The sequence below is a fragment of the Caulobacter sp. GW821-FHT09A05 genome, assembly GCF_059418465.1.
The window spans coordinates 1-13,238 of the sequence record NZ_JBWKPX010000006.1 but is presented as its reverse complement, the minus strand read 5'-3'; the positions used below and the strand labels follow the sequence as shown (position 1 = coordinate 13,238).

At 71.4% G+C, this 13,238-nt stretch carries 15 protein-coding genes and 1 tRNA gene; 10 read left to right on the top strand and 6 right to left on the bottom strand.

The genetic code is table 11. From position 1 onward, the window contains the following. Positions 1-227: 227 nt before the first annotated feature. Complete coding sequence (locus AC07NX_RS07575; protein WP_494640500.1) at positions 228-1,580, top strand: hypothetical protein; 1,353 nt, start codon at positions 228-230, stop codon at positions 1,578-1,580. Between the two features lie 230 nt (positions 1,581-1,810). Beyond that, positions 1,811-2,461, top strand: coding sequence for a hypothetical protein (locus AC07NX_RS07570; RefSeq protein ID WP_494640498.1), 651 nt, complete (start codon positions 1,811-1,813; stop codon positions 2,459-2,461). Positions 2,462-2,482: 21 nt separating this feature from the next. Here AC07NX_RS07570 and AC07NX_RS07565 read toward each other — a convergent pair. The 5 genes from AC07NX_RS07565 to hemC all read right to left on the bottom strand — a co-directional run bounded on the left by AC07NX_RS07565 (position 2,483) and on the right by hemC (position 6,793). After that, positions 2,483-2,558 (bottom strand) — tRNA-Thr (locus AC07NX_RS07565). Positions 2,559-2,642: 84 nt separating this feature from the next. Then, positions 2,643-4,202: a heme biosynthesis HemY N-terminal domain-containing protein gene (locus AC07NX_RS07560; protein WP_494640496.1), complete on the bottom strand. Its 1,560-nt coding sequence runs from the start codon at positions 4,200-4,202 to the stop codon at positions 2,643-2,645. Next, a complete protein-coding gene (locus AC07NX_RS07555; RefSeq protein ID WP_494640494.1) occupies positions 4,199-5,083 on the bottom strand; it encodes a COG4223 family protein in 885 nt (294 codons plus the stop codon). Before AC07NX_RS07555 ends, AC07NX_RS07560 begins: the two co-directional genes overlap by 4 nt. A 42-nt stretch (positions 5,084-5,125) precedes the next feature. Then, complete coding sequence (locus tag AC07NX_RS07550; RefSeq protein WP_494640492.1) at positions 5,126-5,833, bottom strand: uroporphyrinogen-III synthase; 708 nt, start codon at positions 5,831-5,833, stop codon at positions 5,126-5,128. Between the two features lie 3 nt (positions 5,834-5,836). After that, positions 5,837-6,793, bottom strand: a complete 957-nt coding sequence (gene hemC, locus AC07NX_RS07545; RefSeq protein WP_494640490.1) for a hydroxymethylbilane synthase — start codon at positions 6,791-6,793, stop codon at positions 5,837-5,839. Between the two features lie 71 nt (positions 6,794-6,864). On the opposite strand from hemC, the gene tsaD reads away from it, so the two are divergent. From tsaD to AC07NX_RS07520, 5 genes are all read left to right on the top strand, one after another. Further along, a complete protein-coding gene (tsaD, locus tag AC07NX_RS07540; RefSeq protein WP_494640488.1) occupies positions 6,865-7,968 on the top strand; it encodes a tRNA (adenosine(37)-N6)-threonylcarbamoyltransferase complex transferase subunit TsaD in 1,104 nt (367 codons plus the stop codon). Next, on the top strand, positions 7,965-8,960 hold the full coding sequence (locus tag AC07NX_RS07535; protein ID WP_494640486.1) for an NAD(P)H-dependent glycerol-3-phosphate dehydrogenase: 996 nt from the start codon (positions 7,965-7,967) through the stop codon (positions 8,958-8,960). The genes tsaD and AC07NX_RS07535 overlap by 4 nt, the downstream gene beginning before the upstream one ends. A 100-nt stretch (positions 8,961-9,060) precedes the next feature. Then, complete coding sequence (locus AC07NX_RS07530) at positions 9,061-9,342, top strand: YciI family protein (protein ID WP_494640484.1); 282 nt, start codon at positions 9,061-9,063, stop codon at positions 9,340-9,342. 37 nt (positions 9,343-9,379) lie between these two features. Further along, positions 9,380-9,748 carry a Rieske (2Fe-2S) protein gene (locus AC07NX_RS07525; protein WP_494640482.1) on the top strand — a complete coding sequence of 123 codons (369 nt, stop codon included), beginning with the start codon at positions 9,380-9,382 and terminating at the stop codon, positions 9,746-9,748. A gap of 60 nt (positions 9,749-9,808) precedes the next feature. Then, positions 9,809-10,591, top strand: coding sequence for a class I SAM-dependent methyltransferase (locus AC07NX_RS07520; RefSeq protein ID WP_494640480.1), 783 nt, complete (start codon positions 9,809-9,811; stop codon positions 10,589-10,591). A 46-nt stretch (positions 10,592-10,637) separates the two neighbouring features. Here the strand turns inward: AC07NX_RS07520 and AC07NX_RS07515 are convergent, their stop codons facing one another. Then, complete coding sequence (locus AC07NX_RS07515; RefSeq protein ID WP_494640478.1) at positions 10,638-11,387, bottom strand: creatininase family protein; 750 nt, start codon at positions 11,385-11,387, stop codon at positions 10,638-10,640. Between the two features lie 122 nt (positions 11,388-11,509). On the opposite strand from AC07NX_RS07515, the gene AC07NX_RS07510 reads away from it, so the two are divergent. The 3 genes from AC07NX_RS07510 to AC07NX_RS07500 all read left to right on the top strand — a co-directional run. Further along, entirely contained in the window at positions 11,510-12,142 is a 633-nt protein-coding gene (locus tag AC07NX_RS07510) for a peroxiredoxin (RefSeq protein ID WP_494640476.1), read from the top strand. 70 nt (positions 12,143-12,212) lie between these two features. After that, the gene (locus AC07NX_RS07505) at positions 12,213-13,001 is read left to right on the top strand and encodes a hypothetical protein (protein WP_494640474.1); all 789 of its coding nucleotides are present in this window, start codon (positions 12,213-12,215) and stop codon (positions 12,999-13,001) included. A gap of 95 nt (positions 13,002-13,096) precedes the next feature. Further along, a partial coding sequence (locus AC07NX_RS07500) for a hypothetical protein (RefSeq protein WP_494640869.1) occupies positions 13,097-13,238 on the top strand: 142 nt, incomplete at its 3' end.

Sequence of the window (13,238 nt, the reverse complement as noted above, 5' to 3'; positions counted from 1 at the left end):
GCCGAACTCCCGACGCCGGGCGGAGCTGTCACCAGCCACGCGCCATGAGGTCGGGGTCGACCGGACACGACGGCGCCCACCCCGCCCACTGTCCGCATAATTCCCATCGCGATGATCGAAGACGCCAGGCGCCGGCACGCTCTGGCGCGGCGGCGCGTTCTGGGCGACAACCGGCCGCGGCCGGGACATGCTCGATCACGGCCTGGAAGCAGGAGCGGTGGAAGAACATGTCTGCGTTCATCTACAAGCCTTCGCGCCGCTGGATACTGCAAGGCGTCGCGGCGACCAGCGGCGGCTTGCTGGCCAGCCTGAGCCCGCCCGTGGCGGGGCAGGCGCTGCAGCCGCGGATGGGGCGGCCCATGCACCCCGTCTCGCGCGAGGCGTTCGGCCTCCATCTGGTGGGAGTCGCCGGTTGGGACCAGGGACCTGGCGCCGCCCGAAACACCCCGCTCAACACGTTCGGCTGCCGGTCCGTGCGCATATGGGACACGGGAGCGACCTGGCGGCGCATCGAGGGGCGCGGCAAGGGCGACTACGACTGGTCACGGCTCGACGCCGAAATGGCCGTCTGGACCAAGGGCTTCAGCGACATCCTCTTCTGCCTGGGCCAGGCTCCGGACTGGGCGTCGGCCCCCCGTCGCGGCGCGAACGGTTCGTGGAACCCGAACGCGCCCAACAACAGCCAGGACGCGGCGGACTTCGTCACCGCGCTTCTGCGCCGCTATCCTCAGATCACCGGTCTGGAGCATTGGAACGAACCCGACAGGCGCGACCAGTTCTACAGCGGCACGGTCGAACAGTTGGCGGAGATCAGCGTGGCCCAGGCGCGCGCGGCGCGCGCCGTCCGCCCCGGCGTCGTCATGGTCGGGGCCGCGCCTCAGTCCTTCGGCGATCGCGGCGACTATCTGCGCCGTTACCTGCGCGCCTTGAAGGCGATCGGCGGCGCGGGGGCGATCGATGTCGTGTCGGCCCACACCTATGTCATGCCACGCCAACCCGAGCAGATCGGCGTCCTGGCCGAAATCCTCCGTGGGGTCGCCGATGACGCCGGTTTCAACCTGCCGGTGTGGTCGACCGAGTTCGGATGGGGCGGGATCAGAAACGCCCCCCAGGCCGGCGGCTTCGCCGACGCGGCGACCGGCGCCAAGGTCGCCGCCGCGGGCGCCGTCATGTCCCAGGCCCAGGCGGCGTCGTACATTGCGCGCGCGTACCTGGTATCGTTCGCCTCTGGCTTGGCGCGCCAATACTTCTATGCGGTCGACAAGCCGTTCTCGGCGCTTCGACTGATCGATTTCTCCAACAAGGCCAGGGTCTTGCCGGCCGGCCAGGCCTTGACCCACGTCGCCGGCCTGCTCGGCGGCGGGCAGATTTCGCCGCTTCAGTCCGAAGGCGACCTGCGCAGCGCCGAGTTCGCCTCCGCCGACGGCCGACACGGACAAGCTTTCTGGTGCCTCGACGGCCGGCAGGCCTATGTCGACCTGACGGGCTTCAAATCGGTGCGGGCGGTCACCGGCGACGCCGCCCAACCCCCGTCCTCGCACTATCTGGTCACCGACTCCCCGGTGTTCGCCTTCGTCTGACATGCAGACCCCGTCCAGGGTGACGGACGCCGACGTCCGCCTCCAAGGGCGAGGCCGTTGATGGCCGCATTCGTTTCAGGCCCGACTTTTCGCGGCCATGGTCCCGCCGCACCGCGCCGCTAGAGCTTGATCGGGTGAGATCGAGCCTATCTTTGACGCACCCCGCCACCGACCCGGCCAGACCGACCTCGTCGCTCGGGCGCGCCCCAAGGGACGTCAGGGAGACCCCCATGCCCGCGACAAGGCCGTCCCGCCGGCGACCCCGACGCCAGGGCGCCCAGCGACGCCGCCTGGCGATCGGCGCCGCCTCGCTGGCCTTCCACGGCCTGCTGGGCTGGGCTCTGCTCAAGGCCATTCCCACGCCGCCGATCCTGGTCGAGCCGCGCAGCGTGGTGCTCCAACTCCTGGCGGCCGACCAACCGCGTCTCGCGCAACGGTCCGTCGCATCCAGCCCTCGGACCACGCCGCTCCATCCGCCGCCGCGCCCACTCCCGCCGCCGCGCGTGTCGCCGCTCGCGCCCTCGCCGGGGTCCCCGGCTCCCGCCGCCCCCAGCGCGATCGTCGCCCCGCCCGGTTTCACCGCCCGGGGAAGTCTGACCGGTGGCGGCGAGGCCCTGCGTCAGGCCGCGCGACAAAGCGGTTGCACCGAGGCCGACATCGTCAAGCTGACCAAGGCCGAGCGCGACGCCTGCGCCGAGGCCCTGGGCGCAAAGCACAAGAACGGTCCGGCGCTGTATGCGGCGATCGACCCCGACAAGAAGGCGGCCTTCGACGGCGACTGCAAGAAGGACGACGACTGGTGCCTCTACCGCACCGGCAAGGGTCCCTATCCGGGCCTTTTCGCCCTGGGCCGGAAGAAGAAGATCAAGGGCTGGGATTAGCGCGGATCGAGCGCCTGGAAGTGGTGCCGCTTACAGGACTCGAACCTGTGACCCCCTCATTACGAATGAGGTGCTCTACCAGCTGAGCTAAAGCGGCGCGCTTCGTCCCCGGCCCATTGAACAGACCCGGAAGACACTGGTGTTCCTGTCGCCAAATCACCGACCCGGCGCGAGGAGCGGCCTATTTAGCGGCGCGAGGGCCGCTTGCCAAGCGTCGGCGTGAACCGGCGTTGCGGCGAGGCGCCGCGCCGCCCGTTTCGGGCTCCGGCGGAGGGGCCGCGTCGAAGCCGCCGGGACCGGTCCCCGGCCCAATTCCGGGATCGTCCGGAATGGGCATCAGGGCGCCGCCGGTCTCGGCCGCCCGGACGAACGGCGTGGATTCGGCATAGGCCGAAGGCAGCGGCGGCAACTCGCTCATCGTGCGTTCACGGCGCTCGAAGCGCGGATGGATCAGCTCGCCGGTCTCGGCGTAGCTGAGGGTCAGCCGCGCCCAGTCGTCGCGGGCATAGGCGAAGGCGCGGCCTTCCGGATCGAGGTCCGACCAGTCGGGCTCCTGCGGCGCGGCCGCGCCTCGGGCGACCCAGGCGCGGGCCTCGTCGGCCTCGCCATTGGCGTAGGCGACGCGCGCCATCAGGCCGGCGAGGCGCGCGGTCAGGACTTCTTCGGGAAGCAGCCGGGCGGCGGCGCGGGCGGCGACCGGATCGCCGCCGATCAGGGCGCTCTCCACCTTCAGCAGCCGGCTCTCGCGGGCCTCGGGCTTCAGGCTGGCGAGAGCGGCCAGGCGCGCCGCCCGCAGCTTGGGGGTCTCGCTGGTCTTCAGGTCGCGGTAGGCCAGCCACAGGGCCGGATGCGGCGCCTGTTTCCAGGCGGCCTCGATCAGCGCTCCAGCCTTGGCCGCCTTGCCGTCGGCGGCCTGCAGGCGCGCGGCCATCACCACGCCCGGCGCGAACTCGGGCTTGAGCCTGGCGGCTTGGGTCGCGAAGTCCAGCGCCTGGGCCAGGACCTTGGGATCGTCGGACTCCTCCAGGCTGGCGGCCGAGGCGGCCAACAGGGCGGCCCGCGCGCGCTCGGCGACCAGGGGCGGGACGATCTTGCGCTCCAAGGCGCCCTGAACCAGGGCCAGGGCCGCCTTCCAGTCGCCGGCCTCCAGCCGGGCTTCGAGCAAGGCGCGCCAGGCCCAGCGGGCGGTCCGGGCCAGGCCGTAGGCGGTCTCGGCGTGCCGCAGGGCCAGGGCCTTGTCGCCCTCGGCCAGGGCGGTCTGCATCAGGCCGCGCAACCCGGCCAGGCGCATCTCCGGAAAGCCCAGCATGGCGTTGTAGGCTTGGCGCGCGGCGACATGGTCGCCCGCCGCCTCGGCCGCCTGGGCGGCCAGGACGCGGACCAGGGCTGGAGCGTCCTCCGCCAGTTCGGAGGCTTTCTGGGCCAGGCGGCGGGCTTCGGAGCCGTCGCCGGCGGCCACGGCCAGGAAGCCGCGCGACAGGGCCTCGACGCCCTGCTTGCGCTTGACCTCGGCCCGGGCCCGGGCGGCGCGCTTGGGCGCCTCGACCACCCAGAGCAGGCCACGCCACAGGATCGTGGCCAGGAGGGCGGTGAACAGGGTCAGCAGGGCGGCGGCGGCGGCCGTCATCTCGATCCGCCAGCCCATCCAGTCGAGGCTGGCCGCGCCGGGTTCGCCGGTCAGGGCGACCACCGCCACGGCGAGGGCGGCGACCAGGAAAAGGACGATCGCCGCGCGGATCATGGGGCCACCGGCGCGGGGCGCGTCACCTGGACCAGCCCCGCCAAGGCGTCGGCGCGGATGGCGGCGATGTGGCGGTCGATCTCGACCCGGCGCTCGGCGGCGGCGCGCCAAGAGACCAGCACGGCCTGGGCCGACGGCGGCAGGGTCTCGACGGTGGCCAGAGCGCCCTCGATGTCGCCTTCGTTCAACAGGTTCTGCGCGCGGCCCAGTACGGCGTCGGGGCTCCGCCCCTGGGTCGAACCCACCTGGCGGATCGAGACGATGCTGGACAGGGCGTGCCGCAGGCGCGCCAGGAAATCGGCGTTGCGGCCCGGATCACGGGCGGCGACGGCGGCCCGGCCGGCCAGGGTCTCGAACTCGTCGGCGAGGCCCGCGCGAGTCGGCGCCCCGTCCTGGGCCAGGCGGGCCAGGGCCCGCAGGTCCGGCGACAGGGGCAGCACCCGCTCCAGGCTGGCCAGTTCCTCGGCGAACGGCCGCGCCGTGCGGGCCGCGTCGGCCAAGGTGGCGGCGGCCAGGGCCGCGCCGGCGGCGTCCAGGGCCCGCTGCTGGCCGGTTTCCAGAACCGCGACGCGGCCTTCCAACTGAGCGACGCCTTCGGGCGCCGGGGGCGGGACGGCGGCGACGCTGGGCTCCCCGTAGAGCGGCCGCTCGGCGACCGAGGGGGACGGGGCCGGATCGCCGGCGGGCTGGTGGATCGCCGGCGGCGCCTTGGCGCGGGAGAACCAGGTCGGACCGAATCGCGCCAGGGCCGCGCCAGCCGCCACGCAGACAATGCCGAAGGCGATCAGCGCCCAGAAGCCCGGCCCCAGCAGGCGGCGACGGCCGTACAGCGCCGGGTCGCGCGGCGCGTCGGAGTCAACGGGATCGGGAGCGAGCGTCATGCGCCATTCGTGCCCCACGCCGCCGCGCGGCGCAACGTTCAGCTAGGGCGTAAGCAGCGCCAGCAGCGCGGTTTCATTCGGGTGCGGCGCGGACGTCACGCCGCCCAGCCGCCCGGCTTCCACCGCCCCCTCCAGCGGCCGCGCCACCGCCGCCGACAGGCACAACGCCCGCAGCCCCGGCGCGGGCCGCTCCGCGAGCCAGCGCGACAACACCCGGGCCGCGCGCGGCGAATGCAGCAGCACGGCTTCCAGCCGGCCAAGCCCCGCCAGGGTGGCGGGCGAGGGATCGCGATCGACGGTCTCGTAGACCGCCAACCGACGGGCGTTCAGTCCCCCGGAAACCAGGGGCGCGATCAGGTCGCCCGCCGGCTCCAGGGCCGACGGATGCAGCACCGCGCCATCCAGCCGCCCCACGTGGTCCAGAATCAGGCTCGCCAAGGCCTCGACATCGCCCTCGGCCGAGGCGACTTCCGCGAACCCGGCCTCGCGGGCCGCCCACGCCGTCCGGTCGCCGACCGCGAACACCGGCCGATCGCGGTCGGCGTCGAGACGGGCGAAGGCGGCGACGCCGTTGACGCTGGTGAAGGCCAGGGCCGCGACACCGGCGAGGTCGACGGGCGGAGAAAGGTCGCGGACCTCCAGCAGGGGATCGACCAGCGGCGCCAGGCCCAGGGCTTCCAGGCGGGCGGCGGTGGCTTCCGCGCCCGGCGAGGCCCGGGTGACCCAGATCCGCCGCGCGCCGTTGGTCATCGCCTAGTCCGTCAAGATCAGGGCCGAACCGCCCTCGGCGCGGACGGCGCTTCCCAGGTCCAGGCCCAGAGCGCGAGCCTCGCCGGCCGCATCCGAGCTGGAAAGCGTGATGGCGCCCTCGCGCCGGAAGCGCTGGACGCCGTCGGGGGTCAGGGCCTCGACGATCATCGTCAGATCCAGGCCCTTCAGCCGGGCATGGGCCCCGACCGCCGTGCGGCACGAACCCTCCAGGGCGTAGAGCGCGCCGCGTTCGGCGGCGACGGCCAGGGTCGTGGCCTGGCAGCGCACGGCCTGCAGCCAGGGCAGGTGGACGTCCTCGGCCCGGGTCTCGATGACCAGGGCGCCCTGGCCCGGCGCCGGCGGCGCGGCCAGGGGGTCGAGCCAGCTGCGGGTCAGGTGGCCCAGGCCCAGGCGGTTGAGGCCCGACTGGGCCAGCAGGATGGCGTCGGCCTCGCCGCGCTCCAGCTTGGCCAGGCGGGTGTCGACATTGCCGCGCAGCATGACGATCTCAAGGTCGGGCCGCACATGCAGGGCTTGCGCCTGTCGTCGAAGCGAGGCGGTGCCCAGGCGCGCGCCCCGGGGCAGGTCTTCCAGTCGTTCGGCCACGGGACTGATGAAGGCGTCGCGCGGATCCTCGCGCTCCGGCGTGGCGGCCAGCACCAGGCCGGGCGGCAGCTCGGCGGGCATGTCCTTCAGCGAGTGGATCGCGCAGTCGATGCGGCCGTCCAGCAGGGCCTCCTCGATCTCCTTGGTGAACAGCCCCTTGCCGCCGATTTCCATCAGCCGGCGATCCTGGATCCGGTCGCCGCTGGTGACGATCGGGATCAGCTGGGCGAAGGCGTCGAGATCGTCGCCGGGACCGGCGCCGAGCGCCGCCGCGATACGGGCCTGCATCAGGCCGGACTGGGCCAGCGACAGCTTCGAGCCGCGCGCGCCGATGCGGATGGGTTGCCGGGACACGGTGGGGGCGTTACCTGCAGAGCGAATAAGAGCCTTCGCTGCTACAGGAGCGGCGGGACCCCGGCAACCGAATGACGCCCCCTAAGAAGTCGACGCTCACCATCCTCGGCCTGGAGACCAGCTGCGACGAGACCGCCGCGTCCGTCGTGCGCCGGACCGCGGACGGCCGTGTCGAGGTGCTGTCCTCGATTGTCGGCACCCAGTTCGAGCAGCACGCCCCGTTCGGCGGCGTGGTGCCGGAGATCGCCGCTCGGGCCCACGTGGAGGCCGTCGACGCCGTCGCCGCCGAGGCCATGCGCGCGGCGGGGATCGGCTTCGACGCCCTGGACGGCGTGGCCGCCACCGCCGGGCCAGGCCTGGTGGGCGGGGTGATGGTGGGGCTGGCGTTCGGCAAGGCCGTGGCCCTGGCCCGCGACCTGCCGCTGGTGGCGGTCAATCACCTGGAGGGCCACGCGGTCTCGGCCCGACTGGGGGCGGAGGTGGACTATCCGTTCCTGCTGCTGCTGGTCTCCGGCGGTCACTGCCAGCTCCTGGAGGTGGCTGGGGTCGGAGCCTGCACCCGCCTGGGCACCACCATCGACGACGCGGCCGGCGAGGCCTTCGACAAGATCGCCAAGAGCCTGGGCCTGCCCTATCCCGGCGGTCCGGCCCTGGAGAAACTGGCGGCGGCTGGCGACCCGAGCCAGTTCGACCTGCCCCGCGCCCTGCTGGGCCGCAAGGACTGCGACTTCTCGTTCTCGGGCCTGAAGACCGCCGCCGCCCGGCTGGCTGAGAAGATCACCGACGAGCAGCGGCGCGCCGACCTGGCCGCCGCCGTGCAGTTCGCCATCGCCCGCCAGCTGTCCGAGCGCACCGACCGGGCGATGAAGCTCTATGCGGCCAGCCACCCGGGCGAGGCCCTGCGCTTCGTCGTGGCCGGCGGCGTGGCCGCCAATGGCGCGGTGCGCGCGGCGCTGCGAAAGAACTGCGCCGACAACGGCTTTTCGTTCGACGCCCCGCCTCTAGCCTACTGCACCGACAACGCCGCCATGATCGCCCTGGCCGGGGCCGAACGGCTGGCGCAGGGAATTTCCGACGATCTGGACGCCGTGGCGCGTCCGCGTTGGCCCCTGGACGAGGCGGCGGCGTTATCCAATCCCAGCAACAGTTTCGGCCGCAAGGGAGCCAAGGCGTGAAGTTCAATCATGCGGGCGTCATCGGCGCCGGCGCCTGGGGCACGGCCCTGGCCCAGGTCGCGGCCCGGGCGGGTCTCCAGGTCACCCTGCAGGCCCGCGAGCCCGAGGTCGTCGCCTCGATCGCCGCCGACCGCGAGAACACGATGTTCCTGGCCGGGGTGAAGCTGGAGGACGCGATCACCGCCTCAGCCGACATGGCGGCGCTGGCCGCCTGCGACCTGATCCTGGCCGTGCCGCCGGCCCAGCACCTGCGCTCGGCCCTGACGGCCCTGAAGCCGCACCTGAAGGCGGGCGTCCCGGTGGTGCTGTGCTCCAAGGGCGTCGAGCAAGGCACGCTGAAACTGATGAGCGACGTGGCCGCCGAGGTGCTGCCCGACGCGCCGATCGCCGTGCTGTCGGGACCCAGCTTCGCCGGCGAGGTGGCGCGCGGCCTGCCGACCGCGGTCACCCTGGCCTGCGAGGACGAGGACCTGGGCCGCCGCATCGGCGAGGCGATCGCCATTCCCACGTTCCGGCCCTACTGGGCCGCCGACGTGATCGGGGCCGAGGCGGGCGGAGCGGTGAAGAACGTCCTGGCCATCGCGTGTGGCATTTCCGAAGGCAAGAGCCTGGGCCGCAGCGCCCACGCCGCCCTGATCACCCGCGGCTTCGCCGAGCTGACCCGCCTGGCCGTGGCCCTGGGCGGCAAGGCCGAGACCGTCGCCGGCCTGTGCGGCCTGGGCGACCTGGTGCTGACCTGCTCCAGCCCGCAGTCGCGCAACATGAGCGTCGGCCTGGCCCTGGGCGGCGGCCAGACCCTGGACCAGGCCCTGGCCGGCAAGGTCTCGGTGGCCGAGGGCGTCGCCTCCGCGCCCGCCGTCCGCGCCCTGGCCCGATCCCTGGGGGTCGAGACCCCGATCTGCGAGGCCGTCGCCGCCATCCTCGCCGGCGAGGTCGACGTCGACAGCGCCATCCTCGGCCTCCTCTCGCGCCCCCTGAAGGCCGAGGCCTAGAGCAACGAGGGGACACACACTCACCCCACGGCCTTTGAATACCGGCACGGACAGACGCGTGAGTGTGTGTCCCCATCTTGATCCTGAAAGGAACCGTCCCATGCCCCTCTACGCCATCACCTGCAAGGACAAGCCCGGCGCGCTCGAGACCCGCCTGGCGACCCGCCCGGCCCACCTGGACTACCTGAACAACAGCCCGAACCTGAAGCTGGCCGGCGCCCTGCTGGACGACGACGGCAATCCGATCGGATCGATCATCGTGGTCGAGGCCGAAGACAAGGCCGCCGCCCAGGCCCAGGCCGACAACGACCCGTTCACGGCCGCCGGCGTGTTCGAGAGCGTCGAGGTCCACTTCTGGCGGCTGGCGATCGGCGCGCTGTAGCCTCGACCTCACCCCGGACGAGCGCCCTGTTCGAGCCATGTCCCGCACCGACCCCGCCAATCCCGCCCGCCCCGCCGCTGGCACGATCCTGTGTCCCCTGGACGAGATCGCCTCGCCCGGCGCGCGGGGCTTTCGCTTCCGGAACGGGGAGGCCGTGTTCGCCGGTTTCGTCGTCCGGCGGAACGAGGCCGTGGTCGGCTATGTCGACAGCTGCCCGCACGCCGGCTGGCCCCTGGCCGGCCCGAACGGCCGCTTCCTGACCCGCGAGAACGACCTGATCCTCTGCGCCGGCCACGCGGCCCTGTTCCGGATAGAGGACGGGGCGATGGTCGCCGGTCCCTGCCAGGAAGTCGCCCTGACGCCGTGGCCGGTGCGGATCCAGGGTTCACATATCGTTGTCGCCTAGAACCTCGTCTTAACCCGTTCGACCTAGGCTTGCGCTCGACACAAACCGGGAAACCGCGCCATGGCCGACGGGTCCACGACCAATTTCGACGCCGAACTGACCGACGCCCAGGACGCCCGGGGCCTGGGCGCCAAGCTGCGCTCGTTCGCCAAGGTCAATCCCCGCTTCGCCCCGGACCTGGCCCGCACCATGCTGGCCCGGCGCGACCATTCGGTGGTCGAGGCCTTCAACGCCCATAGCGAAAAGACCGGCTACGAGTTCACCTCGGGCTGGGCCTCGAACAACATCCCGTTCGTCACCCCGCTGCTGCGCGAGTTCGCGAAGAAGCGCGGCGACGCCCCGATCCGCTATCTGGAAATCGGGGCCTATGAGGGCCGCAACCTGGCCTTCATGGACTGGCTGATGCCGGACCGCCTGGACGTCACCGTGATCGATCCCTGGTTCGACGAGGCCCTGAACCCGGAAGAAAAGTACCACGCCGTCGAGCCGCGCTTTCACCGCAACATGGCCCGCACCTCGTTCCGGTCGATGACCGCCCGCAAGGGCTTCTCGACCTACGAGCTGCCCAAGATGCTGGCGGCGGGCGAGTCGTTCGACCTGATCTATGTCGACGGCAGCCACACGGCCCTGGCCGTGCTGATCGACCTGTGCTTCTGCGCCAGCCTGCTCAGCGTGGGCGGCATGATGGTGCTGGACGACTACTGGCACGACATCAGCGAGATCGGCGGCCCGGGCGTGAAGCAGGCCACCGACCAGTTCTTCGGCGCGTTCGGACGCTATTTCGAGATCACCGCCGTGTACCGGCAGGTGGCCCTGACCAAGATCGCCGAGATCCCGCGCTAAGGCTTCACGACTGGGGACAGGCGCACGCGCCTGTCCCCGTCAGAGCCTAGACCCGTTTCTCCGCCGAGAACTCGGCCAGGTCCTCGATCAGCGCCCTGGCGCCCTGGGCCACCAGCGCCCCGCCCTTCTCGGGCGTGGCCTGGGCCGGGTCCGAGCCCATGCGACCGTCGGCGTAGCGGGCGCGGAAGTCCAGCGCCTCGCGGATCGGGCCGGTGGGCGCGATCCTCGGCTCGTAAGACGCGGTCTTGATGCTGTCGGGATAGGCCCACTGGGTCACCGCGATCTCGGACGGCGTCGCATGGCTGCCGTGACCAACCGGAAACTGCTGGTTGGCCAGGCTCAGCACGCCCTTCAGGTCCCACCAGTTCTTCAACTTCAGGGCGAATGGCGCGCGTTCCTTGCGGAAGCTGTACTCGGCATAGATCTCGGAAAACGCCGCCTCGATCGAGGCGACATTGCCGCCGTGGCCATTGAGGAAATAGATCTTCTCGAAGCCATGCGCGCCCAGAGAGCGCACCCAGTCGCCGATCGCGGCGATGAAGGTCGATGGGCGCAGGAAGATCGTGCCCGGGAAGGCCAGATGATGCTGGGCCATGCCGACATTGAAGGTCGGGGCTACCAGAACCGTCTCCGACAGTTTCGACGCCTCGTGCGCGATGATCTCCGGGCACAGCCAGTCGGTGCCCAGAAGGCCCGTCGGTCCGTGCTGCTCGTTCGAGCCGATCGGCACCACCACCGTCTTCGACGTCTTCAGATAGGCCTCGATCTCGGGCCAGGTCGAAAGGGCGAGCAGCATGGCTGGAAACTCCGCGAGAAATCCTGGGCGGCGCGGGAAAAGGCGCCCGCCTACAACTTGGGCACGGCTTTACGCCCATCCAACGGTGAAGCCGACCCCCTTTGCGGACAGGAGAGCCATCCATGGCGCTGCAGCTTGGCGACATCGTTCCGGACTTCACCCAAGCCTCGACCGAGGGCCCGATCCACTTCCACGACTGGGCCCAGGGCTCCTGGGTGGTGCTGTTCTCCCACCCCAAGGACTACACCCCCGTGTGCACCACCGAACTGGGAACCGTGGCCAGGCTGAAACCCGAATTCGACAGGCGGAACGTCAAGGTGATCGGCCTGTCGGTCGACGGCCTGGAGAACCACGGCGGCTGGGCGGCCGACATCGAGGAGACGCAAGGCGCCAGGCTGAACTTCCCGCTGATCGCCGACACCGACCGCTCGGTGTCGAACCTCTACGGCATGATCCATCCCAACGCCTCGGACACCCTGACCGTGCGCTCGGTGTTCATCATCGATCCGAACAAGAAGCTGCGGCTGTCCCTGACCTATCCGGCCTCGACGGGACGGAACTTCGACGAGATCCTGCGGGTGATCGACAGCCTGCAGCTGACCGACGGCCACAAGGTGGCCACCCCGGCCAACTGGACCCAGGGCGGCGACGTGATCATCGTCCCGTCGGTCGACAACGAGGCGGCCAGGACGCTGTTCCCGGGCGGCTGGGACGAGCAGAAGCCCTATCTGCGGGTGGTCAAGCAGCCGGCCTGATCCACGAGCCTTGGACGACGCAGGCCAAACGCGCTAGCTCGAGCCTGCGCCGTTCAAACCCGAGATCCCGATGACATCGATCGTACTCGCCTTGGCGCTCGTGGCGGCGACGATCGCCCCGCCCGTCCAGGACCTGGCCGGCAACCGGCTCGAGGCCTTCGCCGCGACGCCGTCGCAAGGGCCTGAGGGCGCACCGCCGCTGCATTGCGCCACCAATCGCGACTGGTGCGCGGAGATCAGCCGCGACGTCGATCAGAACACCTCGGCGCTGCACGTGTTCACTGGAACGCCGACCGGCCAGCCGCCCGCCGCGACCCTGGACCTGGGCAGTGACGATAACGACGACTTGGCGCTGTGGCCTTCCATCGTCCGCATCGCCGGACCCGAGTCGGCAGTCATCATCGGCGTCCAACGCCATGCCAGCACCAGCTATTCGGGCGGCGGCGGCGGGGCGACGCAGCTCCAGTTGATCCGGGTGGTGGGCGACGAGGCCAAGCCGATGCTCACCGCCCCGATCTCGGGCTCGCTGATGATCCGCGCCTGCTTCGACGAGCGGGACATGAAGGCCCGGCGCGGGGCGTGTCATGACGAATACAGCTTCGGCGGCGACCTGACCCTGGACCCGGCCACCGTCTCGGGCCCGCCGCGGTTCGTGTTCGAGACCCAGGCGACCGCCTTTCCGGCCGGCGCCTCCCGCTACGGCGATTCGCGGGCGCGTAGCCGTCTGCGCAAGAGCGACCTGACGCCGACCCGTGATCCCGTCTGCAGCTATCGGCGCGTCTTCGCCCTCGACGAGGCTTCGGACGCCTACGCGCCCGACGCCCCCCTGCCCGACTGCAGCGACTACACCGTGCCCTGAACGGACGATCGTTTCGAGAAATCGCAGTGGTCTGCTTGCGCGATACCCGCCGCCGCGCATAACTCCGCCGCAACAAGGCCAAGGGAGTAGACGGCGTGAGCGACGGACAGGTTTTTCCGGTTCCCGACGACTGGGCGGGCAAGGCCCATATCGACGCGGCCGGCTATGAGGCGGCGCTGGCGCGGGTGGAGGCCGATCCGGAGGGCTATTGGCGCGACGTGGCCGGCCGGCTGGACT